Here is a 25,768-nt window from a genome sequence, read left to right on the forward strand (position 1 = left end):
CTTCTGAATTTTTGCACTTAAGTCCATCAAAAATCGTAATTGATGAAATGAGAATTCTTGCTACAAAAGAAGGCAAACAATCCATTATTAATCTTGGAGGTGGATCTGATGGTATTCATGGAAATATATTATAAACCATAAAATTTATAATCATTTAGTTAAAACAAATTTAAATGGTAACGCTATCAATAAGGACTTCTTTCCGTTATACAGAAATTAGAATTTAAATATAGATTAATGATTTTACAAAATAAAATTGGTATTTGTAAAATCTAAAAAATTATTTTTTTTACAGTAGGGAATAAAATTAGGAGATTTATATTGATTTTATTTTAAGAAGAGCACTTAATTTTAATATTTTATCTAACTTAAAAATAGAATAGAAACTACTCTAGATACTTACTTAACCAAAACTAAGTAGGAATACAATAATTCACGTTGTATGGATATTTAGTACTCTTTATGCTACTAACTAGATAATATTCCTAATAAAAGACTAAGAAAAAGCTTTAAAATATAATTATAAAAAACAATTTGCGTTCTTAGGTTATCAAAGCTTTATTTACGTTTCAAACATCGTTATATTTTTCTTACTAGAAAAGCATTCTATTCTAGAACTATTTATAGTTAAACAATTTATAATGGCCCCACCCTAGAGCTAATCTGACGTGTTTTATACTGAGTTATCACATAAAGCATAGACAAAAACAAGTTATTTTCAAGAATAAAACTACGCTTTGTCGTATTTTTTTAAATTATTATTATTTCAACGATAAAAAAAGAGATAAGAACGTATTAATGTTTTTAACCTATCATATTAGAAAAGATAATATTATTTTTGATAAAAACTAATAAACAGAATTATTGAATAATGTACCGTAATTACTTCAAAAGAATTTTTGACTTTCTTTTAGCATTAATAGGATTAATTATCCTATTACCAATCGCACTAATTGTTTATTTTACTTTGGTATTTGTTAATAAAGGGAATCCCTTTTTTTTCCAAGAAAGACCGGGTAGAAATGAAAAAGTTTTCAGCATAATGAAATTTAAATCTATGACTGATAAAAAAGATGAGAATGGCAAGCTATTACCTGATGCAGATAGGGTAACCAAATTTGGCACCTTTATAAGAAAAACGTCTTTGGATGAAATTCCGCAACTAATAAATATACTAAAGGGAGACATGAGTTTGATAGGTCCGCGCCCACTAAGAGTTCATTACCTTCCCTATTACACAGAAAAGGAAAGTATCAGACATAGCATAAGACCTGGGGTTACTGGCCTTGCGCAAATTTCAGGGAGAAACCTTTTAAGTTGGGATGATAAACTGGCTAAAGATGTAGAATATGTAGAAAACTTATCATTTTACAATGACCTTTTGATTTTTTTCAAAACAATACGTAAAGTCTTTGATTACGATAATACAGTATTCGACCCTAATATGTTAGATTTAGAGGAATTGCGTCGTGGAAACTTCAATAAGGGATAATATTCGATATTAATCTTTTTAAATTCAAGTACTTAAACCAATTTTTTAAACTAATTTTGATTTATTGATATTAATAAAGAAATAAAAAACACTATTTTTCTGAAATAAGATATCAGAAAAAATCCCTCGAAAAATGAAAGAAATCAACATACTTTTTACCTGCGCAGGTCGGCGAAATTACCTCATAAATTATTTTAAGGAAGCCCTTAAAGGAGAAGGTAACGTCATAGCGGTGGATGAACAAATGATTGCTCCCGCCATGTATGACGCCGATATTGCTATAAAAGTACCAAGTATATATGCCGCTAATTACATAGAAGAATTATTAAAAATTGTAACAGCGCATTCAATTTCAGCTGTTATCTCTTTAAACGATTTAGAACTTCCAATTTTATCAAAATGCAAAGAATTATTTAAAAATCAAGGTGCACAAGTAATCATTTCAAATTCAGATATCATTGATACATGTTTTGATAAGTGGAAAACATACAACTTTATAAAGGAGTTAGGTTTAAATACGCCTAAATCTTATATAAAATTAGATGAGGCAATTGAAGATATTGAAAAAGGTGAACTAGAGTTTCCTATAGTTTTAAAACCGCGCTGGGGAAGCGGCTCCATAGGCTTAGATTTTCCAGAAACAATTGAAGAATTAAAACTTTCTTACCTCCGCCAAAAGTTAGTTCTTCAGAAAAGTCAGCTGAATAGAATTAATAAAGTTGATCCAATATTTGATATTATAATACAGGAAAAAGTAACAGGTAATGAATTTGGAATTGACGTCATAAATGATTTTAATGGTAATTATTTTGGAACTTTTTCCAAGCAAAAATTAGCAATGCGTTCAGGAGAAACAGATAAGGCCAAATCTATTATAGATAAGCAATTTGAAAAATTAGGTAAGGAAATTAGTAAAAACCTTAAACATATTGGGATTGTAGACTGTGATGTCTTTGTTGTTGACAACCAACTCTATTTACTCGAAATTAATCCAAGATTTGGTGGTGGATACCCCTTCACACATGAAGCAGGACTTAACCTAGCCGCAATTTATATAGCTTGGTTGAAAGGAGATGGTAATGAAAGTTTATTAAAATATAATAATTATAAAGAAAATTTAATCTTTTCAAAATGTGACAGATTAATGCAAATGGGAAATTAATTGCTGTTATGCTGAAATTAAAAAAATGATTGAAATAATAACCACCAAAGATAAATGGCAAAACCTATTGGCCAAATTCGACACTTACGATGTATATCATACTTATGATTACCATATGATTACGAAATCGGAAAACGAAAGACCTATTCTGATAAAGTACACGAATAACACGACTACAATAGGAATTCCCCTTTTATTAAGAAACATTAAAAATACGATGTACCGGGATGCCACCTCTGTATATGGTTATAGTGGTCCATTGTCTAAAGGTGTAACAAAAGATTTTGACAACAGCCGTTTTGTAGAAGTATTAACACAATATTTTATTAAACATGATGTCATTTCAATATTTTCTAGACTAAATCCCTTTATTCCCAACCAAAACAAATTACTAAAAAACTTTGGCGAAATATTGCAGTCTGGTAAAGTTGTCAATATAAATTTAAAATTAGATAAGGTAATACAAAGGCAGAATTATCATAGAAGATTAAAAAATCATATAAATAAATCAAGGAAAAGCTGTACTGTAATTAAATCAAATAGCTTGGATGATATAGATGTTTTTATGGATATCTATAATGAAAATATGGCTAGGGTAAATGCGCAAAAAAACTATTATTTTAAGAGAGAATATTTCGTAAAACTTTTAGAAAGCAAAGATTTTGAAACTGAGATCTATTTTGCTTTAGAAAATACTACTAAAAAGATTATATCTGGTGCCATGTTTTTTAAAACTAATTCTATTATTCAATACCATTTATCGGGTACAAGAGAGGAGTTCTTACACCTTATGCCAACAAAACTACTCATTGATGAGATGAGACTAAATGCACCGTGTAATACCTTTAATTTTTTAAACCTAGGAGGAGGTTTAGGTGCTAGTGAAAATGATTCTCTATTTAAGTTTAAATCATCTTTTTCTGATGAGCACCATTCTTTTTATATTTGGAAGTTAATTACAAATAAACGGGCCTATAATGAAATTTGTGCAAACAATAACACCTTAAATACAGATTCGACATTTTTCCCGTTATATAGACAAAACGAAAATGTCACATAATTAAACAGCAATTGAACTTTTTATGGTTTACGACCCTTTTGTAACATATCCATTTAGAGGGAATTCATAAGGATCTTAAAAAAACAATATTTCTGTTTTTAGCTTAATTCTTAAAAATAGAAATTGGTCTTATATAAGACCAAAAAAGTATAATATTGCTAAAACTTAAAACAATTTATTTTTAGTTCCGATAAAAGGCATAATCAACAATAAGATGGTACAAAATACAATAATGAAAGGCGAATAAATGCTTAGTTTTAATTATTTTTGTTCACAGTATATTTTATTAGAAATTGGAAATATTAGTCCTATATTTGTAGGAAAATATTTAACCCAAATTTCATTCAATTAAATTACTAATGGAAAAAAAAAATAGTCCCTTTTCCTCTCGTACTTTTCAAGATATTTGGAAAAAGAAGTTTATTCCGAATAAAACGATAAACACTTTTAAGTTTCTAGACGGCATCAGTTTTTATAAAAACAATCCTTTTATTTATTGTAACGTTGGTAAAAACTTAACTAAGGGTAATGCTTATACATTGGGCGACTACGCCGATTATAAAAATAAGACTTTTATTATTTATGATGTGATTCCTCATTTGAATAAAGAATGTGAACATACACCTCCAAGTATGGGGCTATTAAAAACCATTCAATATCCTGGGTTCTTAATTGATTTAGATAAATTCAAAAATATAGACGACTATCTTTTAAATTCTTTTAGCAAAGGGACAAGATCAAAATTACGTAAATATATTAAGCGTTTACATGGCTGTTTTGACATATCTACTAAAATGTTTTATGGAGATATTGACACACAACAATATAATGACTTATTCGATGAATTCAAGCTTTTATTAGAGAAACGATATTCAGAAAAACAGATGTATAATAATAATATGCAGCCCTGTGAATGGAATTTTTATAAAGAAATTGCTTATCCTTTAATATTAGAAAAAAAAGCATCTCTATTTGTAATATATAATGGTAAAAAACCCATAGCAATAACACTATGTTATCATTCAAAAAACGCTTTGATAGATGCTATAACAGTATTTGATATTGACTATGCAAAATTTAATGTCGGATACGTCAACAACCTAAAGCTTATGCAATGGTGTTTTGATAATAATATAACCGTTTTTGACTTCTCTAAAGGCGCATTCCAATATAAAGAAAGAATGTGTACGCTTCAATATAATTTTGAATATCATATCATTTATGATAAAAAATCAATTATATCAAAACTAACAGCCTATACTTATTATAACTATCTGGAATTTAAAACATATTTACGTTCAAAGCAAATGGATGTAAAATTACATGCGCTTAGCTATCGTATTTTATATAAGAATAAATCACATCAAAAAAGAGACTGTGAAATAACTAAATTAAGTAAGTTGCCAATTACAAACGCTTTAGAAAAAATAAATATTAAAAAGGATCCTAATTATCTAGGCTTATCAAAATCTGTGAACAACTTTCTTTATTTAACAGCTAAATCATATGAACATATTGAATCTTATAAAGTGAATGACCAGAAGGACACCTATATTCTTGCCAGTGATTCACTTATTCAACAATTAAAATATACCGAGTAATCTTATGAAAAAACTTTTTATAAAATCTGCTTTATATATTATTCTCATCATATTCACTCTGGAAATTCTTGTCAGGGTCTTTCATCTCTATAATGAAACACCAACTAGGTATATAGATGATTTTGGGGTGGAAAAAAGTTTACCTAACCAAAATGGCTATGCCGTTACAGGCAATAGAAGGCAAAATTTTTCGCAATATCATATAAATAAGTTTGGCTTTAATTCATACAGAGAATTTCGTCCTACTAAAGAAAAGGTTGAAATTGCGATTATAGGTGACTCCTTTATTGAAGGAATGCATCAGGATTTTTATAATTCTACTGGAAAAAAATTAGAAGAAAAACTTGATAATGTTGAGGTTTATGAATATGGTTATGCAGGATATGACCTAGCAAACCAATTGGATCTTATGAGTAAATACAAAGAAGATTTTGAATTAATTGATCATATTGTGATTTATTTAAAATACGAAAATGATTTAAAAAACTCAAGTTACACCCCAAATACAGAAAGAATAGCACTATTATCTTCACCAATATTCAAAATAAGAAACGAATTCAAATTACTTTCATATGCTTCGGCAATCGGTGTTCTAGATCCTATTAAAGACTTTGTAATTAATATTATGAAGAAAAAGGATGCGAAAAAATCTTTGAAGGAGATCGAAGAAACCAAAATATCCAACGATTTATTATATTTAGAAAATTTCAAGAAATTAGTGGCTACCTATGGTTTTGATAAACAAAAAGTTTATTTTTTGTTAAACACATCAAAAACAAGTCCTATTTTTCTAGACTATTGCGAATCACATGGATTTCAAATTTTTGATTTTGCAGAGGCTTTTGAAAATTCAAAAAAATCACCTACCCTTATTTATGATAAGCATTGGAATAATCATGGCCGAGAATTAATTGCAGAAGTGATTTACAATAACTTAAAAGATAAGCTATAATTAATCTTGTTATAAGGCTTTCAAACAAATTCGTATGAAAGCAGAACTTCTCATATTTCTAAACTTAATCGTCTGACAAATTAATACATCTGGCATGCGTTAATATTTGTTAAGCTTTTCTTCATTCAAAAAGATATCTAGATATTTTCGATACATTTGTTGGTGTTAAAATATTAATAGGATTGCCGTTTTATCGGATCATTAAAAACCATTGACCCTTATGAAAAATACAGCCTTATCATCAACTCATGAAGCCTTAGGCGCGAAAATGGTACCTTTTGCTGGTTATAACATGCCAGTACAGTATGAAGGTGTAAGCATAGAACATGAAACAGTTAGAAATTCGGTTGGGGTTTTTGACGTCTCTCATATGGGCGAATTTTTAATTGAAGGCGAACATGCCCTAGATCTAATTCAGCGTGTAACCAGTAATGATGCCTCAAAGTTAAGCATTGGTAAGGCACAATACAGTTGCTTGCCAAATGATGACGGCGGTATTGTTGATGATTTGATAATATACAGAATTAAGGACAATACATATTTATTGGTAGTAAACGCCAGTAATATTGAGAAAGATTGGCTTTGGATACAATCCAAAAATAATGTTGGTGCAACCATGCGTAATTTAAGTGATGCCTATGCTCTACTGGCCATTCAAGGCCCCAAAGCTATAGAAGCCATGCAAAGCCTTAGCAGTCATGATTTATCAGCTATTAAATTTTACAATTTCATTGTTGGTGATTTCGCAGGAGTTGAGCATGTTATTATTTCTGCCACTGGCTATACCGGAAGTGGTGGTTTTGAGATTTATTGTAAAAACTCTGAAGTAAAACAGATCTGGAATCAAGTATTAGATTCGGGTGCCAAATTTGGTATCAAGCCTATAGGACTGGCAGCTCGTGACACCTTGCGACTAGAAATGGGTTACTGCTTATATGGTAATGACATTAGCGATTCTACCTCGCCTATTGAAGCTGGTTTAGGTTGGATTACAAAGTTCACGAAGGAATTCACCAACTGGGAAGCCTTAAAAGCAGAAAAAGAACGTGGCCCTGAACGTAAACTTGTTGCTTTTGAATTAGATGAACGCGGTATACCACGTCAAGATTATGATATTGTTGATGATAATGGCCATAAGATTGGTATTGTAACCTCTGGCACCATGTCGCCTTCAATTGGTAAAGGTATTGGTTTGGGCTATGTATCTATTAAAAACACACAAATAGGGACTAAAATTTACATTAAAATCAGAAAGAAAACAGTCCTTGCGTCTATTGTAAAACTGCCATTTTATAAAGGATAATAGGTGTACCAAACCTAGTGTAAAACTTTGAATGAGGCAGGCAAGCAAACATAAAATTTTAATCCTTGGTGCCAGTGGCTTTATAGGTGGCTCTATTTATAAAGAACTCTGCTCTTATTTTAAAACATTTGGTACGTACAATATTAGCAATAGGACTCTAGAAAAGAACAAACACTTTTTTCAGTATAATATTGAAGAAAATGATATTTATGAGATTCTGGATATTGTAAAACCTACTATTGTCATTTCTGCCCTCAGAGGTGATTTTTCTAAACAGGTTTTGATGCATCAGCACTTAGCTGAATATGTGTTTTCGAAAAAGATAAAGTTACTCTTTTTATCTTCAGCAAATGTTTTTGATGGCTATAGTAAATACCCTAGTTACGAGCAGGATAAAACATTTAGTAATAGTGTTTTCGGACATTTTAAGATCAAAATTGAAAACTTATTATTACGCTTACCCAAAAAGCAAATCGCAATTCTTCGCTTGCCAATGGTATTTGGAGCTCAATCGCCCCGTATTCAAGAGATTGAGCAGCAAATAAAGGATAAAATACCCATTGAAGTATTTCCAAATTTAATAATGAACGTTACCACAGATTCAAAAGTAACTCAACAGATACATTATATAATAAATCGAAATAAATCAGGTGTTTTTCATTTAGGAAGCCAAGATTTAGTGCATCACGATGATTTTATCAAAGAGATTATTGACTCATTAGATTTAAAGGATAAAACACTTTACAAAAGGGTATATACCACAAATGACGATAGATATTTAGCGGTTTTACCAAAATTCAATAAACTACCTAATCATTTACAATTAAACAGTCAAGACATTCTAACGGAATTAAAAATATAGTTGATTATAAATAGGCAATTCATTACATTGTACATTCTTATTCTTTGAAAGACTATGGGTAAACTAACAAAAGAAAACATAGAAAAAAAACTATTAAAATATCCTGATTGGGAATATTTTGATGACGCCATTCACGCCGAATTTGAATTCGAAAATTTTAAGGATTGTTTTAGTGCGATGAGTAGAATAGCTTTTGAGTGTGAAGCTTTAAACCACCACCCTAACTGGTCCAATGTATATAATGTTTTAAGTATTTCTTTGAATACCCATGATGTTGGTGGTGTTACTGAAAAAGATTTTAAATTAGCTGCTGCTATAGAGCATATTGTTGAACCTGAGGAATAATTTGCAAATACCCTACAGGTTTTTAACTTTGTATGTCAAAAAAATATAAATCATAAAATAAGTTTCGCTATGGCGAAAAAAATAAAATAGATAATTATGGGAAGAGCTTTTGAATTTAGAAAAGCAAGGAAAATGAAACGTTGGTCTGCTATGAGCAAAGCCTTTACGCGTATTGGTAAAGATATTGTTATGGCTGTAAAAGAAGGAGGCCCAGACCCCGATAGTAATTCCCGTTTAAGAGCCGTTATACAGAATGCTAAGGCGGTTAACATGCCTAAAGATAACGTAGAACGGGCCATAAAAAAGGCTAGCGAAAAAGGTCAAGGAGACTATAAAGAAGTTATTTTTGAAGGCTATGCTCCACATGGTATTGCTATTTTAGTAGAAACTGCAACAGATAATAATACTAGAACTGTGGCTAATGTTAGAAGTTATTTTAACAAATGTGATGGAAGTTTAGGCACCTCGGGTTCTGTTGTTTTTATGTTTGATCATACTTGTAATTTCAGAATAAAGGCGGAAGGATTAGACCCTGAAGAACTGGAACTTGAATTTATTGATTTTGGTGCTGAGGAAGTTTTTGCTGATGATGACGGTATTTTAATTTATGCTCCTTTTGAAAGTTTTGGAGCTATTCAAGCTGAACTTGAAAGTAGAGATATTGAGATTTTATCATCAGGTTTTGAGCGTATACCACAAGTAACAAAACCCTTATCAAGTGATGCTGCAGCCGATGTTGAAAAACTATTAGAAAAATTAGAAGAAGATGATGATGTACAAAACGTATATCATACTATGGAAGAAAGTACTGACTAGTTAATATTAAGTAAAGAGAGTAATTTTACTCTCTTTTTTTTATTTTATACAATGGGAAGAATACATCTTTTTGAATTTGAAGATCAAGAGTGGTTTCCTTCTAACATTAGAAATTATGGCACTGATTTCTTGCAGTATCTTTCAAACAAAACAAAATTATATAAACCTGTAGTTCCAATAATTTACAAGGCCTTAAAAGAATTAAAATCCAATACCATAATTGATTTGGCTTCAGGCGGTGGCGGTGGTTTGCTTTGGCTAAATGCCGAACTGCAAAAGACCATTCCTGAATTAAACATAGTATTGACCGATTATTTCCCCAATATATCTGCTTTTAAATATACGGTAGAACAATCTGATAATTTTAGTTATTTAAGTAATTCTGTTGACGCCAAAAAAGTTCCTGAAGACTTGAAAGGGCTAAGGACACAATTTTTATCCTTGCATCACTTTAGGCCTAAGGATGCATTAAATATATTGCAAAATGCGGTGAATTCTAAAAGCGGCATTGCTGTTTTTGAAGCACAAGAGCGTAGTGTTCAAAGCTTAATCCCAATGATTTTTTCACCTATAAGCGTTCTATTTACAACGCCGCTTATTCGTCCATTTAAATGGGGACGCCTCGTATTTACTTACTTAATTCCTATCGTTCCAATATTCGTGCTATGGGATGGCATCGTATCGTGCTTAAGAACTTACTCTGTAAAAGAAATGCATGATCTTGTGAACCAATTGAAGAACAAAGAACATTTCAATTGGGAGATTAATAGATTAAAATCAGGACCTAGTATTGTACTATATTTACTTGGAACACCAAAATCAAATTAAAAAATGAGCGATTTTGTTAAAACCATGAATTGGGGATTTATTGGCTGCGGCAGTGTAACCGAGGTGAAAAGTGGGCCAGCATACCAACAAACTAAAGGCTTTAATGTATATGGCGTTATGCGCAGAAATACTGAGAAACTAAACGACTATGCAAAACGTCACAATATTCAACATATATATACTGATGCCGATGCCCTAATCAATGACCCTAACATTGATGCCATATATGTAGCTACCCCTCCAGATTCTCATAAGCATTATGCCTTAAAAATTGCTAAAGTGGGCAAACCTTGTTGCATTGAAAAACCATTGTCACCAAGTTACAAGGATAGTTTAGAAATATATAAGGCTTTTAATAAAAAAAACACACCCTTATTTGTCGCATACTATAGAAGGTCACTTCCAAGGTTTTTAAAAGTTAAGGAGTGGTTAGATTTGGGCTATATAGGCAAAGTAAGGCATATTAGTGCGCATTTAAGTAAGCCCGCTAGTGAAAAAGATTTATCGAGAATAAACCATTGGAGAACAGATTCTAATATTGCTCCAGCTGGATATTTTGACGATCTTGCAAGTCATGGTCTAGATTTATTTACATTTTTATTGGGAGATGTAAAAACAGCACAAGGCATTAGTACTAACCAACAAGGTTTGTATTCTGCTAGTGATGCTGTAGTGGCTAATTGGATTCATACTAATGGAATTACCGGAACAGGTACATGGAATTTTGGTTGTGATACTCATTTAGACCAAGTTAGCATTTATGGCAATTCTGGAACAATAGATTTTTCAGTATTTCATGAAAAGCCCATTTGTTTAAAAAGTAACGCAAACAATGAAAAGGTTTTTATTGAAAACCCAAAACACATTCAACAATTCCACGTTGAGAATATGTTAAATCATTTGAAGAATGACAATTATTATCATCCCGCTACAGGAAAAACAGCGTTACATACAAGTTGGGTTATGAGCGAAATTTTAGGTAATTAGCATCTAACTACCCTTGTTTTCAATAATCCGTTCTTTATACGTTAAGGTTATAAATCATTTTTAATATCTTTCATTTCTAAACTTAAGGCCTTGTCTTCATTATGAAAATTCAATTACTTTTAGCTTGTATTATACTTTTGTCTTTATCAGGTTGCAAATCAAATACAGAAAAATCCAAGCCCATAGAAAAACTAAAAGTACTTATTATAGATGGCGAAAACAATCATGGCATATGGCCGAAGACCACATTCATGTTGAAGGATTATTTAGAAGATACCGGCTTGTTTGAAGTTGATATAAATAGAAAAAAATACACCTGGATTGGTCCGCATTATAATGAAGTAGGAGGCATTTCGGATATTAATGAATTACTTAAAATCTACCCATTAAATGATGAAATTAATCACATTCCAGTAGATTCCACCAAATATGACCCCGATTTTAGTCCCAATTTTGGCGCTTACGATGTTGTTGTTTCTAATTTAGGTTGGAAGTCCTCAGAATGGCCTGAAGAAACTAAGAAAAATTTCGAGAACTACATGAATCAAGGTGGAGGCTTTGTTTTAGTGCATGCCGCAAATAATGCATGGGGTAACTGGACTGAGTATAATAAAATGATTGGTTTGGGAGCATGGGGTGACCGCGATGTAAACTCCGGTCCTTACATTTTTTATAATGATACGAATCAAATTGTAAAAGATCCATCAGATGGAATATGCGCTTCACATGGACCACAATATGAATTCCAACTTCAAACAAGAGCCCCTGATCATCCTATAATGAAAGGGCTTCCTAAATTATGGATGCATACTAAAGATGAACTTTATGATCGCATGAGAGGACCCGGAGATAACATGACGATTTTGGCTACGGCCTATTCTGATATTGAAAAAAATGCACCACCATGGAAAGAAGACGTGTCCGGAACGGGGAGACATGAACCCATGTTGATGGCCATTGAATATGGAAAAGGTCGAATATTTCATTCTGCCTTAGGCCATATGGACTATTCCTTCGAATGTGCTGGCTTTATTACAACGTTCCAAAGAGGCGTTGAATGGGCAGCAACAGGAAAAGTTACTCAAGAAATACCTAAGGACTTCCCTACTGCCAATAATTCAAGTTCACGTAAGTGGGCTAAATAAGGTTAATGTTTGTTTTTTACATAAATCAATTTGAAGCGAGCATTAGGCTGATCCCGTTGTTCGAGTTCAAATTGATTAAGAGACTTGAAAAGTGGTGTTAGTTTTTCAAAGCCAAAATTTCTAGAATCAAAATTAGGTTGTTTTTTTAATATTAGTGAGCCGACATCTCCCAAAAAAGCCCAGCCATCGTCATCAGCAGCATCTTCCACAGAATTTTTTAATAAACGAATAATTTTAGGCGTTATATTATATAAATGCTGCTTTTGTTGATTCTTTGTTCCTTCCTGTTTTTCAGTATCCTTTTTCAGGATTTCTAAATAAATAAACTTATCACAAGCAACAATAAATGGGTCCGGTGTTTTCTTCTCTCCCATGCCGTAAACCACCATTGCAGCTTCACGAAGTCTTGTGGCAAGTTTGGTAAAATCACTATCAGAAGATACTAAACAAAACCCGTTTACTTTTTCTGAGTATAATATATCCATGGCATCAATTATCATGGCCGAATCAGTAGCATTCTTGCCAGTTGTATAGCCGTATTGTTGAATGGGTGTAATGGCATTTTCAAGTAACACATTTTTCCATTTTGACAAATGAGGTTTGGTCCAGTCCCCGTAAATACGCTTTATTGTTGGAGTACCGTATTTTGCAATTTCTTCCATCATTTCAGAAATATACTTTGATGGAATATTATCTCCATCAATGAGTACGGCAATTTTTGTGTCTTTTATCATATTTGATAAATATAGGTTAAAAAGACTAATGTTTTAGTCAATAATAATTTAACTTTTTATTAGATACATTGAATTTTTAATCTCAGTATTTTTGAAATGACTAATTTAAATAATTAAGGAATCTCCTTAAAAAATCGATTTATAGTATGAAAAAAAGAATAAGCTATGGAAGGCTATTTGGCCTTATCCTGTTATGCGCTTTAGTTTTAACCCCTATTAACATTGAAGCACAAAGGAAAAAAAAGAAAAAGCAAGAAACTGAAACTGAATTACCAAAAAAGGAAAAGACAAAAAGTACAATCGCTGATTTAACAAAATCAAGCAAGAAAATTGAAGGTCTATTTACGATCTATCAAGATACTGTATCCGGTAGTTTACAAATGCTCATAAAAAAGGACCAGTTAAATGTTGAATACATTCACTTTGCACAAATAACGGATGGCGTTTTAGACGCTGGTAGAATAAATAGAGGCTCCTACAAGGGTTCGAAAATATTTAAAATTGAACGTTATTTTGATAGAATTGAGTTTGTAATACAAAATACTTCTTTTTATTTTGATCCTGAAAATCCATTATCAAAATCCAAAGATGCCAATATCAGTGAAGGTGTTTTATTAAGTTTGAGTATAGAAGCTGAAGATAATAAAGAAGGGCTTTTTCTTATCAAAGCTGATGATTTATTCCTTAACGAAACGTTTAAGCAAATTAAACCTGCAAGTAAACCTGGCGGGCCTCCTACAGCTTTTAAACTCGGAAAATTAGACAAGAATAAAAGCAAAATAAGAGCTATTAATAACTACCAAGAAAACACGAATATTGAAATTGAATATGTCTATAATAATCCGTCTGTTTTAAATAAAGGATCTAAAGCCGTTTCAGATGCTAGAAATGTGAGTATTAAGGTACTGCACTGTCTTATAGCGCTTCCGGAAAATGATTATGAAGTTAGATATGACGACCCCAGAGTTGGCTACTTTACAACACAAGTAGACGACCAAACTTCAACCGAAACAACTGCATATAGAGATTTAGTTCACAGATGGCATTTAAAAAAGAAAAATCCGGATGCGCTGTTATCAGAGCCTATAGAGCCTATTGTCTGGTGGATAGAGAATTCGACACCCTTAGAATGGAGAGAAACAATTAAAGATGGTGTACTACAGTGGAATGTTGCATTTGAAAAGGCTGGGTTTAAGAATGCCATTCAAGTAAAAATTCAGCCAGATGATGCCAATTGGGACGCTGGTGATTTAAGATATAATGTATTGAGATGGACATCTTCACCACAGCCACCATTTGGAGGTTATGGCCCAAGTATGGTTAACCCTAAAACGGGTCAAATTTTAGGTGCTGATATTATGTTAGAATATGTGCACTTTACCAACCGTGTATTATATGACAAAGTATTTAATGGAGATGTGTTAAACAACACGGAAGAGTCCTATCATAATCACCAATGTTCTTTTGGTAAAACCATGCATGAAGAATTTATGTATGCAAATGCCACTGCCATAGCATCTGGTGCAAATAAATTGGAATTAGAACTCATAAAATATGAGTCAATGAGAGCGCTTGTTATGCATGAGGTTGGGCACACTTTAGGTTTAAACCACAATATGAAGGCAAGTCAATTATTCACGCCTGAACAACTTTATAATCCTGAATTTATTAAGGGCAAATGTTTAACAGCCTCAGTAATGGATTATGCTACTTTAAACATAGTCCCTGATAGAACCAGGCAGGGTCAATATGATGACGCCACAGTTGGACCTTATGATATTTGGGCAATACAATTTGGTTATATGCCTTTTTCTAATGATGGGCAGCGTGAAGCTATATTGCTGCAGTCAACACGACCAGAACATATTTTTGGAAATGATGCTGATGATATGCGTTCGCCAGGAAAAGGTATAGACCCAAGAGTAATGATTCATGATCAGTCCAGTGATGCCATTACCTATTCTGTAGACAGAATTAAACTCTCTAATGATTTATTAAAAACAGCAAAGGAAAAATTTCTTAAAGCAGATGAATCTTATGAAGAATTAAGACGTATTTATAATCTCTTAGTTGGACAACAAGCAACAGCAGCTGGTGTTATATCTAGATATATAGGTGGTGTTTATATTGACAGAGCAATGGTAGGTCAAGAAGGTGCTAAGCAGCCGTTCACTGCTGTAAGTTATGCCGATCAAAAAAGAGCTATGGATGCTTTAAAGAAATATGTTTTTGCTCCTGATGCTTTTGTAGCACCAAATGAACTTTACAATTTTATAGCGAGGCAAAGACGGGGATTTGATTTTTCTCAAGAGGATCCGCATATTCACAGTCAAATACTTAAGTATCAAAAACGTGTATTAACACATTTATTGCATCCAAATACACTACTTAGAATAACAGATTCAGAATTATATGGCAATTCTTATACACTTTCAAGTGTAATGTCAGATTTGAATAATGCTATTTTTAAATCGGATATATATTCGAATGTAAATTCATTTAGGCAAAATTTACAGCTTGAATACACAAATATGTTAATTGACATACTCAATGGGAAAAATAGTAATAGTTATAGTCATAATGTAAAATCTATGGCGCTATACAACCTAAATACTATTAGAGGTATGGCGGCACCATCAGGCAATATATCCTCTAAAGCTCATAAAGCACATTTAAGAATCTTAATTGATAATGCAACCAAAGAAATAAAGTAATAGCAATTATCTTAATACTTACAAAAAGAGCTACTTCATTGGAAGTAGCTCTTTTTTATTTGGGGCCTCATGTTTCTTTTTAGGGACAATTAATTGTTTACTTTATGTTTCATGTGCTTTCCAATTATAATACAAGTATTATGCCAAAGTAGAATAATTAACTTATGAGTAATTAGGTATTTTACCTTTTACCTCTTTAAAAAAGTTGTACATATATTCAAAATCGGCTTCAATATTATTGGTAGGATAAAACGGTTCAGATATCGTATTCCGTTTATTTTCAAAATCAAGGGTAAACATAATTATTGGAACATTGGCCTTTTTCGCTATATAGTAAAAACCTGTTTTCCACTCCTCTACCCTTTTTCTAGTCCCTTCTGGCGCTAAAGTCATTCTAAACTCCTCATGCTCATCAAACAATTTTGCAATGGAATCAACCTTATTTTCATTAACTTTTCTATTAATTGGAGAACCTCCTAAAGCCTTAAAAAAATAGCCAAAGGGAAAAACAAACAATGCCTTTTTTCCAATAAAATTAGTTTTTACTTGTACAACCGCGCGCAACAGAACACCTATATAAAAGTCGTGCCAACTTGTGTGTGGCACAGCAATTATAACAGCCTTTTTAATTGTATCTTTTGAAAATGAAGTATTACCAATAATTTGCCAGCCCAATAGTTTAAAATAGATAAATTTAGCCAGCCTCTGCATATTACATTTTTTGGTATAAACTTTTAACCTTTTCTCTAGTCATAACCTTTTTCCAGTTTTTTCCCAGGGCATTCTCCCACAGTGGCTCTAAACTTAATGCAACATCAATCATAATATTAAACTGTTCTTCGGTCAAATCAGCACAAATACCCTTAGGTAACTCAATACCATGTCTAGCTTTCATTTCTTTAAATTCCTTAACACCATCCGGGTAAAATTCTTCTAAGTGATCAAAAACAATACAGTTTCCAATACCATGTTTTGTTCCTAATAAATACGATAAACCATAACTTAGGGCGTGAGCAACCCCTACTTGAGAATACACAATACTCATACCTCCATGCCACGATGCCATCATCAAACTTTCTTGAGCCTCTTCCTCTGAAAGTTTATCTGATAGATAAATATCTCTACACAACTCAATAGCCATATCTCCAAAAGTCTCACTAAACTTATTCAAATAAGTACCTGTAAGAGACTCAACACAATGTATATAACAATCCATCCCAGTATAAAACCATTGATCTGTAGGCACACCTTTAGTTAATTCAGAATCCAATATTACCTGATCAAAAGGCGTATAATCTGAATTTATACCTAATTTACGTTCTGGTCCAGTTAGAACGGTTGTTCTTGATACTTCAGCTCCAGTTCCAGATATTGTTGGAATACCAACATGGTATATTGCTGGGTTTTTTACTAAATCCCACCCTTGATAATCTTTTGCAGGTCCTTCATTAGTTAACATAATGGCAACGGCCTTTGCTAAGTCTAATAAAGTTCCTCCTCCAATACCAATAATTCCAGAAGGCTTTTCCTTGGTCATTAAAATAATATCTTCAACCAGTTTGTCTACTTGTGATGTCTTAGGCTCTTCGGCCGATGACACATAAATGATTTTATCATCATAGGCTAACGAAATTCTTGAAGTTAACCATGAATTACTTTTAAATACATCGTCAATTAAAAATATAAATGGTGCTTTAGAACTTAATCTTTTAGGTGCTAGCACATCATTAATCTGACCGAAACTACCTCTGCCAAATATCACATTAGACACCATTGGGAAATTTTTATAACTCATAATTATTGGATTAATATAACAATCAAAAATACTATTAATTTAATAACTACTGGTTTAAATACATCTGAAATTTTTCAGAAAATAAGCCAACATGATAACCATCTACCAGGGCATGATTAACACTAATAGCAACATTCATTATCAATTTGTCGTTAGTTTTCATGGTCTTAGCAAACGCCAATCTTGGGACAGATTCTAATTCGCCTGAAACCGGTTCTTTGTGCCCTGAGAAGTTAACCCATGGTATAGCAGAACAGTGAATACAATCCTGTCCGTTTATAGGTGGATATAAATCAGATGTCGCCATTACTCTTGCTTTCTCTTCTCTAATATTTTCAAGAAACACATTGAGGTCTTCATCATAATCAATAAAAGAGAACCCAAATGTATGGTCTGTGCGCATCATTGTTGCAGATGCATGAATCGTATCATATAAAACTACTCGCTCCTGCTCTATGCGATACCTGAAATTTTCAATGTCGTTAATTGCCTTCATACAATCATGAAGGTATTTACCAAAAAAACTAATATTATTTTCTTTGGTAAACTGATAAGCTTTAGTAACATCAAAAGGAATAGTCAGACCAAAATAAGGATCGCTAAGCCTTGAAAAATGATCAAAAAGCTGTTTTCTTTTCCAAGTATTTTTATCAATGAATTTCAACTTAATTCAATAGGTTTAAAATATCGGTCAATGCATTTAATGTTTTATATGCCTTTCCATTTTTTTCATCTTCTGTCACCTGTTCATGAGCCCAAGTTGTATGAAATGGCACATGAATGGCATGTGCACCAATATTAACAAGCGGTAATACATCTGATTTTAATGAATTCCCAACCATCAAAAACTCTGAAGGTTTTATCTCTAAATGCTTAAGTAATTTGGAATAATTGGCTTCTTTTTTATCACTTAAAACTTCAATATGATGAAAATAGTCATTTAGACCTGACTTTTCCAGTTTACGTTCTTGGTCTAAAAGATCTCCTTTAGTTGCTAATATTAATCGGTATTTTTTTGATAATGTTTTCAAAACCATTTCAACACCTTCTAAAAGATCTACAGGCTTATTCAACATATCTTTTCCAATGTTTAAGATAGCTTCAATAGTTTTAGTGGAAACCCCGTGATTTGACAATTCTAAAGCAGATTCAACCATAGAAAGCACAAAAGCCTTAACACCATAGCCATATAACGGCAGATTACCTATCTCTTTTTTGAAAAGCTCTTGATCAATTTTGTTGGGTGTTTCATATTTCGAAAGGAGTTTGGCAAATTCCTTTTCGGCCTCACGAAAATAGGTCTCATTGACCCAAAGTGTATCATCGGCATCAAAACCAATGACCTTAATATTTTTAAAATCTATTTCCATAGTTTTTTTGCCAGCTCTAAATCCTCAGGAGTATCAATTTCAACATTTTGAATATCGGTCACCACCATTTTTATACGTTTACCATATTCTAAATAACGAATACATTCAATTTTTTCCGATGCCTCTAATGGCAGCATGGGTAACCTATAAAAATCTAACAAAGCCTCTTTCCTAAAAGCATAAACCCCTTGATGCTTATAATATTTTGCACCAACGTTTGTTTCTCTTGGATACGGTATTGGACTACGTGAAAAATAAAGTGCAAAGTTATCTTTATCGACAATGACCTTACAAATGTTAGGGTTATTAATCTCTTCTTCTTCTTTAATTTCAACCATCAGGGAAGCCAAATCAATCTGTTTAGCATCATCATCTTTAAACACATCCATAAGTTCAACTAAAGATTGTTTGTCTGTAAATGGTTCATCACCTTGAATGTTAATAACAATATCAACATCCATAAACTCAACTGCTTCGGCTATTCTATCACTACCACATTCGTGTTCCTTTTTACTCATAATGGCTTTTCCTCCATTATCTACAATCTCATTATAGATAATATCACTATCAGTAACTACAAATACATCATCAAATAAATTAGTAGCAACTGCTACTTCATAAGTATTACGAATTACCGTTTTTCCTCCTAACTCCTGCATGAGTTTACCAGGAAAACGTGAAGCGGCATATCGCGCTGGAATCATTGAAATTATTTTCACAATTTTAGTTTTGATTAATTATTGAATCTCATTCAAAAATACTATAAATATTCGTGCTATTTAACACATGGCGTTTTAAACTTAGTATAAAGTCTATAAATGATGAACAAAATAAATAGGGCTAAGATCCCCGCTAGAATAGGAAGAAAAATAGAAATAATAGACAGAACAATTGAGGTAATCGTTTCTAATATTGAAACTATGGGGTTACCCATACCACCCGTTGTAACTGTAGAAGTTAAACGTGTAGCACCAGAAGTTCCTGCCACTGCTGCTGCTGTTCCTCCACCAGCAATTATAGCCAATGACCAAGTTATTACTGGACTTAAATCAATAACTGTAGAGAGCATAATAACTGTTCCTGCAAGAGCAGCCAATGGCACTGCAATACTATCTAACAGATTATCTATATACGGAACAAAATAGGCAAAAACTTCTACCATTGAAGCTACACCCAATGTTAATAAAGCCGAAGTAGTACTAAGCCATATCCAAGAATCATTAAGTTGAATAACATCAAAATAAGATGCTAAACTTAACACAAATAATGGCAAAAACACACGAAATCCCACTGATGCCGACAACCCAATTCCAAGACAAATACTTATGATTATTTCAAGGGTCATCTGTAATTTAAATAATTATTCTTCAAAAAATTCATCTTTAAAACCAATAAGATACAACTTATCTTTAGCTCTAGTAACCGCTGTATATAACCAACGTAAATATTCCTTGTCTATTCCATTTGGTAAGTATGGTTGTTCAACAAAAACCGTATGCCACTGTCCACCTTGAGATTTATGGCACGTTATGGCATAAGAAAACTTAACCTGTAGGGCGTTAAAGTGTTTATTAGATTTTACCTTTAAAAATTTTTTATACTTGGTTGTTTCATTTTCATAGTCTAGCAACACCTCTTGGTATAACCTATTTGAATCTTCATAAGATAAGGAAGGTGTTTCAGCATCTATAGTGTCTAATATCAATACGGTTTCGAAAGGACGCATTTTGGGGTAATCAACCATTCTAATTTTCACTTCAGCAAAGCGAAAACCATAAATCTCTTGAATACTAAATATTTCTAAAACCTCTATAATATCTCCATTAGCAATAAATCCTGCCTCTGAAGTTGGTTTTATCCAGAAATAATTATTCTTAACGACCATAAGATAGTCGCCAGCAGTCAACTCATTCTCGTTAAACAGAATCCTGCTTCTAATTTGTTGATTATACAGGTTAGCCCGTTTGTTACTTCTTACAATAATAGCCGTTTCTTCATTACCTAAATCACTATAAGCATCATTTATGGCGTCCATAATCTCATAACCATCAATGAGCCTAACGATATCTTTAAATGGTCTTAAATCAAATTTAAAACTATCAAAAAAAGCGTTTGAAATAGCATCTCTAAGCATCGTAGCATTTGCCAAAATACCAGAACCTCCTTCTTGACGCACCACTTCATCAAGTTCCATTTTTTTAACTTCCTTATTAAAATTCAATGCCAAATTATTTTCATCTAAAGCAGGACTTAGCTCTAACCCTACTGGTGGAAGTTGCGCTGTATCACCTATTAAAAGTAATTTACACTGATGACCAGAATACACATACTGCATCAAATCTTCTAATAAAGATCCGTTCTCTAATAATTTAGAATCGCCCGGAGTATCAGGAATCATAGAAGCCTCATCAACTATAAAAACTGTGTTTTTGTGTTTATTGGGTTGTAATACAAACTTAACGCCTCCCCCTCTTTCCTTTTTTGGAAAATATATTTTCCTATGAATGGTAAATGCTTCTTTTTTAGAGTAATTTGCTATGACTTTTGCTGCTCTACCCGTTGGCGCCATTAAAACAGCACTTCTTTTGGCTTTCCAAAGATTAGATACAATACACCCTACAATAGTGGTCTTACCCGTACCTGCATATCCCTTTAATACAAATAGTTCGCGTTTATCATTACTAAAAATAAAATTAGAAAGCTGTTGTAAAACAATATTTTGTTTTATGGTAGGTTCGAATGGAAACTGCTGTCTTATAAGAGAATAAAATTGGGATGCCGTCATTAAACGTTAGGTCTGTTTATTTTTTATTCAAAGATATAAATGATTTTTACTCTCTTTGTTTTTACGATGTTTTTACGATTAAAAAAAAATTGTAGATTTGCTAAATACCATTAATAAACTTTAAATTAAATAACACACTATGTTAACATTTATTCTTATCGCAGTTGCAGTGATATTAGTTACAATTGGCTTGGTCAAGTTGGTTGATAAATTTATTCCTTCAAAGTTTAAACCATTTTTAAACATAGCACTTTGGTTATTAATTGGTTTCTTAGGTTACCAAACATATATGTCAATATTTGAACCTATTCAGTTCAATAAATTAAAGAATAAAAGATACGCCGTTGTTATTGAAAGTTTAAAAGATATTCAATTTTCACAATTAGCACATAGACAAGTAACTGGAAAATTTGCAAAAGATTTTGACGGCCTTGTTAAGTTTGTTGACACTGCTGAGTTTACAATTACGCAACGAAGAGATTCTAGTGTAATAGATGAGGAGTTAACTAAATTATACCAAGTAGACACTTACAAAGATATTTTAATAATTGACACCTTGGGCTTTGTTCCAGTAAAAGATTCTTTGTTTAAAGATTCTAATCGTTACAAGAATATGATGAATATTCCTGTTGGAAAAGAAGGTGCTAAGTTTGAAATGCAAGCAGGATTTATAGAACAAAATAAGATTAATATTCCAGTGTTTGAAGTTGTAGCTAAGAAGGATGTTATCTTATACGACCAAAACAAAGATTTGCTAAATCAAGAAAAGCAAGTAATTGCAGTTGATGGTGTAAACGGAGATGCATTAAAAGTTGGATCGATGAACGAAGTTAAAACAACTGGAAACTGGCCAAAAACATATGGCTCTAACGAATAACAGTAACAAAATAATTAAAAGTCTAGAATTGTCCATTCAAATAAGTTTGAGTGGACTTTCTTTTTGTATACTACAAAGAGACTCTAATACTATAATAAAACTTAGATCTATCAACTTTGAAAAGAGCCTAACTCCTTTTGAAGTTCTAGATTGTTTAAAAGATTTATTTAGTAATGACCCTGATCTTCAGAACACGTTCCAAAAAGTTTCTATAATTCATGATAATGATATATCAGCTCAAGTTCCTAAGGATTTATTTGATGAAACCTATTTAGCAGATTATTTAAAATTCAATTCTAAAATCCTTAAATCTGATTTCATTACGTATGATGCCATTATAGCGAACAATTGCATCAATGTTTATGTGCCCTACATCAATATAAATAACTTTGTTTATGAAAAGTTTGGCACTTTTACATTTAAACATGTTTCTACTATATTAATAGAAGCTTTACATAATCTTGAAAAAAACAAGAAAAGCACTAAGATATACATTAACGTTTGCCGTTTGCATTTTGAACTAGTGGTATTTATCAACGGTGAATTGCACCTTTATAATTCATATAAATACAACACAAGTGAAGATTTTATTTATTACATCCTTTTTGTGGCAGAACAATTGGACTTAAACCCTCAAGTTTTTGATCTGGTATTCTTAGGTGAAATTGATAAAAATGATGATTTATACCAAATATGTTATAAGTATATTAGAAATATTAGCTTCGGAACGGCATTAAATACTTTTATTTTTAAGGATAAACCTAAGACTGAATATTCAGATTTCACTTTACTAAACAGCCTATAATGCGTATTATATCAGGAATTTATAAAAGCAGAAAAATTGTAGCTCCAAAAAACCTACCGGTTAGACCTACAACCGATATGGCTAAAGAATCTTTGTTCAATATTATTAATAACCTCTATTATTTCGATGCTATTTCAGTCCTTGATTTATTTGCAGGAACTGGGAATATTAGTTACGAATTTGCTTCGAGAGGAACCGAAAATATAACTTGTGTAGACCAAGATTTTGGGTGTATTAAGTTTATTAATCAAACTTCGGATAAATTTGAAATGCCTATCCAAACCATAAAAAGTGATGTTTTCAAGTTTTTGGAAAAAACCAGTATGCAATCAAACCTTATATTTGCCGACCCACCATATAATTTTTCAATAGAACAGTTTAGTAAAATTCCAGAACTTGTCTTTTCAAATAATTTATTACTTGAAGACGGCTTGCTCATTATTGAACATTCCAAACATACTGATTTATCACATATTACCAACTTCGCCTATTCCAAAAGTTATGGTGGTAATATGTTTAGTTTTTTTGAAGCAAGTTAAACTACACCGTTTTTTTTATTCCTTTTTTTTTCCTAACTTAGATTTCTCTCTAATTACAACCCAAATTTCACGAATTTCTAACTTGCATTAAACAATCCGTTTATTGCTTATGTATGTGTTTAAAAGTGAAATAAGCTTTATTACCATATATATAATGAATATGCTTTCTCAAGCAGCTTAAAAGCTGTCTTTTTTTTACTTTTTAAAAGTTTAAATTTTACGAATGCAAATTCAATGGTCAGTGACCCTATTTATATATTATTAATTAACCAACCATTTAAAATTATGAAAACAATTAAAACCACATGTATTTCAATTCTAATGTTATGCTTCGTTCTCCATTTTGCTCAGGCACAACAGATGTTCAGAATTCATCAAGATAATGTGAAACCTTCCAAATTAATGGAATATGAAGCCATTGCTAAAGAGTTTAAAGCGGCAGCATCAAAACACAATGTTGATGTGAGTTGGTTTACCGCTATGACTTATGATAATAAATATTTCTATGTGTCGCCTATAGAAAATTTCGCCTCTTTTGATGAGCGTCCTTTTGCTGAAATGGCTAAAGCCATGGGTGATGATTTTACTGATTTGTTTTCCCGTTTCGACAAATGTTATGATTCACACGGAACCTACGTAATTGTAAAGGACAATGAGCTTTCATATATGCCAGAAGGTGTCGATAATGCACCGGCCGATGAGACCTATCGTGAATGGTACTATATGTACTACAAACCGGAAGACGCTAAAAATATAAGAGATGGAATGAAAGCCGTTAGAGATATGTTTAAAGAAAAAGGATCAAAAATGTATTATCGTGTGTATCGCGATGGCATGGGGCAAATGGAGCACTATTATATGGTTTCTGCTGCCTTTAAAAACGAAATAGATGCCGCTCAGAAGAATGAAGAAAACAGAAAACTATTAGGGCCTGATAGAATGAAAACGTTCAGCAAGGTCCTAAATTATGTGTCTAGAATGGAAGAACAAAGGGGGGTAATGCGACCAGATATGGATTATTCCCCAAAAACAGATTAAACCAAAGAGTTAGTCACTTTTTTTATTGATAAACCCCTCTTTATTAGTTTAAAGAAGGGTTTATTATATTTAAGTAAATCTATAAGCCGAATTCTGTATGTTCTAAATTTGTTTCAGACTTGCTGACATAAAACAAAACATCCTTATCATTTATCTGAGTGCATTATTACTAAAACACTTTAGCTGTCTACCCTCCAGCATCAAGCGTGCCGCCTTAAAAACGCTGGTTTACATGACATTGCACCACATAGAGTTTACCTGGTTTCACTACAGCATGACCTGTACATACTTTCTGTTGCACTATTCCTAACCTCACGGCTGGTGGTTATTAGCCACTATGTTGCACTATGGTGTTCGGACTTTCCTAACCTTAATTGGTTCGATAAGGCGATTTACTTGTGCGCAAAAATACAATTCTAATGCATCATATTCACTTATTTATACATTCAAAAATACCGGAGTGGCATGTTTTTTAATTACATTTCAAAAAAAGGTAATGTTTTTATCACAATAGTGATTAAGAATTCATATTATGATGGTCTCGTTGTTAATAACTCC

The 25,768-nt window shown here is 32.1% G+C and carries 25 protein-coding genes and 1 other RNA gene; 17 read left to right on the top strand and 9 right to left on the bottom strand.

The window, feature by feature from the left end:
• Nucleotides 1-871 precede the first annotated feature (871 nt).
• The 12 genes from IE051_RS02225 to IE051_RS02280 all read left to right on the top strand — a co-directional run bounded on the left by IE051_RS02225 (nucleotide 872) and on the right by IE051_RS02280 (nucleotide 12,553).
• Nucleotides 872-1,492 carry a sugar transferase gene (locus IE051_RS02225; RefSeq protein WP_189359061.1) on the top strand — a complete coding sequence of 207 codons (621 nt, stop codon included), beginning with the start codon at nucleotides 872-874 and terminating at the stop codon, nucleotides 1,490-1,492.
• Nucleotides 1,493-1,625: 133 nt separating this feature from the next.
• Nucleotides 1,626-2,654 carry an ATP-grasp domain-containing protein gene (locus tag IE051_RS02230; RefSeq protein WP_189359063.1) on the top strand — a complete coding sequence of 343 codons (1,029 nt, stop codon included), beginning with the start codon at nucleotides 1,626-1,628 and terminating at the stop codon, nucleotides 2,652-2,654.
• A 25-nt stretch (nucleotides 2,655-2,679) separates the two neighbouring features.
• Complete coding sequence (locus IE051_RS02235; protein WP_189359065.1) at nucleotides 2,680-3,714, top strand: peptidoglycan bridge formation glycyltransferase FemA/FemB family protein; 1,035 nt, start codon at nucleotides 2,680-2,682, stop codon at nucleotides 3,712-3,714.
• 359 nt (nucleotides 3,715-4,073) lie between these two features.
• Complete coding sequence (locus tag IE051_RS02240; RefSeq protein ID WP_189359067.1) at nucleotides 4,074-5,315, top strand: GNAT family N-acetyltransferase; 1,242 nt, start codon at nucleotides 4,074-4,076, stop codon at nucleotides 5,313-5,315.
• Nucleotides 5,316-5,319: 4 nt separating this feature from the next.
• On the top strand, nucleotides 5,320-6,267 hold the full coding sequence (locus IE051_RS02245) for a hypothetical protein (protein WP_189359069.1): 948 nt from the start codon (nucleotides 5,320-5,322) through the stop codon (nucleotides 6,265-6,267).
• Nucleotides 6,268-6,487: 220 nt separating this feature from the next.
• On the top strand, nucleotides 6,488-7,570 hold the full coding sequence (gene gcvT, locus IE051_RS02250) for a glycine cleavage system aminomethyltransferase GcvT (RefSeq protein WP_189359072.1): 1,083 nt from the start codon (nucleotides 6,488-6,490) through the stop codon (nucleotides 7,568-7,570).
• Nucleotides 7,571-7,601: 31 nt separating this feature from the next.
• The gene (locus IE051_RS02255) at nucleotides 7,602-8,432 is read left to right on the top strand and encodes a sugar nucleotide-binding protein (RefSeq protein ID WP_189359074.1); all 831 of its coding nucleotides are present in this window, start codon (nucleotides 7,602-7,604) and stop codon (nucleotides 8,430-8,432) included.
• Nucleotides 8,433-8,486: 54 nt separating this feature from the next.
• A complete protein-coding gene (locus tag IE051_RS02260) occupies nucleotides 8,487-8,777 on the top strand; it encodes a 4a-hydroxytetrahydrobiopterin dehydratase (RefSeq protein WP_189359076.1) in 291 nt (96 codons plus the stop codon).
• A 96-nt stretch (nucleotides 8,778-8,873) separates the two neighbouring features.
• Nucleotides 8,874-9,593 carry a YebC/PmpR family DNA-binding transcriptional regulator gene (locus IE051_RS02265; RefSeq protein WP_189359078.1) on the top strand — a complete coding sequence of 240 codons (720 nt, stop codon included), beginning with the start codon at nucleotides 8,874-8,876 and terminating at the stop codon, nucleotides 9,591-9,593.
• Between the two features lie 51 nt (nucleotides 9,594-9,644).
• Nucleotides 9,645-10,421 carry a hypothetical protein gene (locus IE051_RS02270; RefSeq protein ID WP_189359080.1) on the top strand — a complete coding sequence of 259 codons (777 nt, stop codon included), beginning with the start codon at nucleotides 9,645-9,647 and terminating at the stop codon, nucleotides 10,419-10,421.
• A gap of 3 nt (nucleotides 10,422-10,424) precedes the next feature.
• Nucleotides 10,425-11,408 (top strand): Gfo/Idh/MocA family protein, encoded by a 984-nt coding sequence (locus IE051_RS02275; RefSeq protein ID WP_189359082.1) that lies wholly within the window; start codon nucleotides 10,425-10,427, stop codon nucleotides 11,406-11,408.
• A 101-nt stretch (nucleotides 11,409-11,509) separates the two neighbouring features.
• Nucleotides 11,510-12,553 carry a ThuA domain-containing protein gene (locus IE051_RS02280; RefSeq protein WP_189359084.1) on the top strand — a complete coding sequence of 348 codons (1,044 nt, stop codon included), beginning with the start codon at nucleotides 11,510-11,512 and terminating at the stop codon, nucleotides 12,551-12,553.
• 2 nt (nucleotides 12,554-12,555) lie between these two features.
• On the opposite strand, the gene IE051_RS02285 is transcribed toward IE051_RS02280, so the two are convergent.
• Nucleotides 12,556-13,287, bottom strand: coding sequence for an NYN domain-containing protein (locus IE051_RS02285; protein ID WP_189359086.1), 732 nt, complete (start codon nucleotides 13,285-13,287; stop codon nucleotides 12,556-12,558).
• Nucleotides 13,288-13,433: 146 nt separating this feature from the next.
• On the opposite strand from IE051_RS02285, the gene IE051_RS02290 reads away from it, so the two are divergent.
• Nucleotides 13,434-16,001: a zinc-dependent metalloprotease gene (locus IE051_RS02290; RefSeq protein ID WP_189359088.1), complete on the top strand. Its 2,568-nt coding sequence runs from the start codon at nucleotides 13,434-13,436 to the stop codon at nucleotides 15,999-16,001.
• A 162-nt stretch (nucleotides 16,002-16,163) separates the two neighbouring features.
• Here IE051_RS02290 and IE051_RS02295 read toward each other — a convergent pair whose 3' ends face one another.
• The 7 genes from IE051_RS02295 to IE051_RS02325 all read right to left on the bottom strand — a co-directional run bounded on the left by IE051_RS02295 (nucleotide 16,164) and on the right by IE051_RS02325 (nucleotide 21,951).
• Entirely contained in the window at nucleotides 16,164-16,712 is a 549-nt protein-coding gene (locus tag IE051_RS02295; protein WP_189359090.1) for a 1-acyl-sn-glycerol-3-phosphate acyltransferase, read from the bottom strand.
• Between the two features lies 1 nt (nucleotide 16,713).
• Nucleotides 16,714-17,796 carry an iron-containing alcohol dehydrogenase family protein gene (locus IE051_RS02300; protein ID WP_189359092.1) on the bottom strand — a complete coding sequence of 361 codons (1,083 nt, stop codon included), beginning with the start codon at nucleotides 17,794-17,796 and terminating at the stop codon, nucleotides 16,714-16,716.
• Between the two features lie 46 nt (nucleotides 17,797-17,842).
• On the bottom strand, nucleotides 17,843-18,460 hold the full coding sequence (locus IE051_RS02305; RefSeq protein ID WP_189359094.1) for a CatA-like O-acetyltransferase: 618 nt from the start codon (nucleotides 18,458-18,460) through the stop codon (nucleotides 17,843-17,845).
• 1 nt (nucleotide 18,461) lies between these two features.
• Entirely contained in the window at nucleotides 18,462-19,166 is a 705-nt protein-coding gene (locus IE051_RS02310) for an HAD family hydrolase (RefSeq protein ID WP_189359096.1), read from the bottom strand.
• On the bottom strand, nucleotides 19,157-19,870 hold the full coding sequence (gene kdsB, locus IE051_RS02315) for a 3-deoxy-manno-octulosonate cytidylyltransferase (protein WP_189359365.1): 714 nt from the start codon (nucleotides 19,868-19,870) through the stop codon (nucleotides 19,157-19,159). The genes IE051_RS02310 and kdsB overlap by 10 nt, the downstream gene beginning before the upstream one ends.
• 71 nt (nucleotides 19,871-19,941) lie before the next feature.
• Nucleotides 19,942-20,511 (bottom strand): DUF4126 domain-containing protein, encoded by a 570-nt coding sequence (locus IE051_RS02320; RefSeq protein ID WP_189359098.1) that lies wholly within the window; start codon nucleotides 20,509-20,511, stop codon nucleotides 19,942-19,944.
• Between the two features lie 15 nt (nucleotides 20,512-20,526).
• A complete protein-coding gene (locus IE051_RS02325) occupies nucleotides 20,527-21,951 on the bottom strand; it encodes an ATP-dependent DNA helicase (protein WP_189359100.1) in 1,425 nt (474 codons plus the stop codon).
• 139 nt (nucleotides 21,952-22,090) lie between these two features.
• On the opposite strand from IE051_RS02325, the gene IE051_RS02330 reads away from it, so the two are divergent.
• The 4 genes from IE051_RS02330 (at nucleotide 22,091) to IE051_RS02345 (ending at nucleotide 25,210) form a co-directional block, all read left to right on the top strand.
• Nucleotides 22,091-22,828, top strand: coding sequence for a hypothetical protein (locus IE051_RS02330; RefSeq protein WP_189359102.1), 738 nt, complete (start codon nucleotides 22,091-22,093; stop codon nucleotides 22,826-22,828).
• Nucleotides 22,812-23,633, top strand: coding sequence for a DUF3822 family protein (locus IE051_RS02335; RefSeq protein ID WP_189359104.1), 822 nt, complete (start codon nucleotides 22,812-22,814; stop codon nucleotides 23,631-23,633). The genes IE051_RS02330 and IE051_RS02335 overlap by 17 nt, the downstream gene beginning before the upstream one ends.
• Nucleotides 23,633-24,172: an RsmD family RNA methyltransferase gene (locus IE051_RS02340; protein ID WP_189359106.1), complete on the top strand. Its 540-nt coding sequence runs from the start codon at nucleotides 23,633-23,635 to the stop codon at nucleotides 24,170-24,172. The genes IE051_RS02335 and IE051_RS02340 overlap by 1 nt, the downstream gene beginning before the upstream one ends.
• A gap of 285 nt (nucleotides 24,173-24,457) precedes the next feature.
• Nucleotides 24,458-25,210, top strand: coding sequence for a hypothetical protein (locus IE051_RS02345; protein ID WP_189359108.1), 753 nt, complete (start codon nucleotides 24,458-24,460; stop codon nucleotides 25,208-25,210).
• A gap of 66 nt (nucleotides 25,211-25,276) precedes the next feature.
• Here the strand turns inward: IE051_RS02345 and rnpB are convergent.
• Nucleotides 25,277-25,609: RNase P RNA component class A (rnpB, locus tag IE051_RS02350), an RNA gene on the bottom strand.
• Nucleotides 25,610-25,768 lie beyond the last annotated feature (159 nt).

Source organism: Algibacter mikhailovii (assembly GCF_014651495.1).
Taxonomy (GTDB): Bacteria; Bacteroidota; Bacteroidia; order Flavobacteriales; family Flavobacteriaceae; genus Algibacter_E; species Algibacter_E mikhailovii.

Excerpts from the sequence above, each read along its gene's own strand:
- IE051_RS02325 (WP_189359100.1), bottom strand. The coding sequence starts at position 21,951 with ATGACGGCATCCCAATTTTATTCTCTTATAAGACAGCAGTTTCCATTC.
- IE051_RS02345 (WP_189359108.1), top strand. The coding sequence starts at position 24,458 with ATGAAAACAATTAAAACCACATGTATTTCAATTCTAATGTTATGCTTC.
- IE051_RS02335 (WP_189359104.1), top strand. The coding sequence starts at position 22,812 with ATGGCTCTAACGAATAACAGTAACAAAATAATTAAAAGTCTAGAATTG.
- kdsB (WP_189359365.1), bottom strand. The coding sequence starts at position 19,870 with ATGATTCCAGCGCGATATGCCGCTTCACGTTTTCCTGGTAAACTCATG.
- IE051_RS02340 (WP_189359106.1), top strand. The coding sequence starts at position 23,633 with ATGCGTATTATATCAGGAATTTATAAAAGCAGAAAAATTGTAGCTCCA.
- IE051_RS02320 (WP_189359098.1), bottom strand. The coding sequence starts at position 20,511 with ATGACCCTTGAAATAATCATAAGTATTTGTCTTGGAATTGGGTTGTCG.
- IE051_RS02310 (WP_189359096.1), bottom strand. The coding sequence starts at position 19,166 with ATGGAAATAGATTTTAAAAATATTAAGGTCATTGGTTTTGATGCCGAT.
- IE051_RS02280 (WP_189359084.1), top strand. The coding sequence starts at position 11,510 with ATGAAAATTCAATTACTTTTAGCTTGTATTATACTTTTGTCTTTATCA.
- IE051_RS02240 (WP_189359067.1), top strand. The coding sequence starts at position 4,074 with ATGGAAAAAAAAAATAGTCCCTTTTCCTCTCGTACTTTTCAAGATATT.
- IE051_RS02245 (WP_189359069.1), top strand. The coding sequence starts at position 5,320 with ATGAAAAAACTTTTTATAAAATCTGCTTTATATATTATTCTCATCATA.
- gcvT (WP_189359072.1), top strand. The coding sequence starts at position 6,488 with ATGAAAAATACAGCCTTATCATCAACTCATGAAGCCTTAGGCGCGAAA.
- IE051_RS02265 (WP_189359078.1), top strand. The coding sequence starts at position 8,874 with ATGGGAAGAGCTTTTGAATTTAGAAAAGCAAGGAAAATGAAACGTTGG.
- IE051_RS02330 (WP_189359102.1), top strand. The coding sequence starts at position 22,091 with ATGTTAACATTTATTCTTATCGCAGTTGCAGTGATATTAGTTACAATT.
- IE051_RS02300 (WP_189359092.1), bottom strand. The coding sequence starts at position 17,796 with ATGAGTTATAAAAATTTCCCAATGGTGTCTAATGTGATATTTGGCAGA.
- IE051_RS02285 (WP_189359086.1), bottom strand. The coding sequence starts at position 13,287 with ATGATAAAAGACACAAAAATTGCCGTACTCATTGATGGAGATAATATT.
- IE051_RS02270 (WP_189359080.1), top strand. The coding sequence starts at position 9,645 with ATGGGAAGAATACATCTTTTTGAATTTGAAGATCAAGAGTGGTTTCCT.
- IE051_RS02290 (WP_189359088.1), top strand. The coding sequence starts at position 13,434 with ATGAAAAAAAGAATAAGCTATGGAAGGCTATTTGGCCTTATCCTGTTA.
- IE051_RS02230 (WP_189359063.1), top strand. The coding sequence starts at position 1,626 with ATGAAAGAAATCAACATACTTTTTACCTGCGCAGGTCGGCGAAATTAC.
- IE051_RS02295 (WP_189359090.1), bottom strand. The coding sequence starts at position 16,712 with ATGCAGAGGCTGGCTAAATTTATCTATTTTAAACTATTGGGCTGGCAA.
- IE051_RS02275 (WP_189359082.1), top strand. The coding sequence starts at position 10,425 with ATGAGCGATTTTGTTAAAACCATGAATTGGGGATTTATTGGCTGCGGC.
- IE051_RS02235 (WP_189359065.1), top strand. The coding sequence starts at position 2,680 with ATGATTGAAATAATAACCACCAAAGATAAATGGCAAAACCTATTGGCC.
- IE051_RS02255 (WP_189359074.1), top strand. The coding sequence starts at position 7,602 with ATGAGGCAGGCAAGCAAACATAAAATTTTAATCCTTGGTGCCAGTGGC.
- IE051_RS02225 (WP_189359061.1), top strand. The coding sequence starts at position 872 with ATGTACCGTAATTACTTCAAAAGAATTTTTGACTTTCTTTTAGCATTA.
- IE051_RS02260 (WP_189359076.1), top strand. The coding sequence starts at position 8,487 with ATGGGTAAACTAACAAAAGAAAACATAGAAAAAAAACTATTAAAATAT.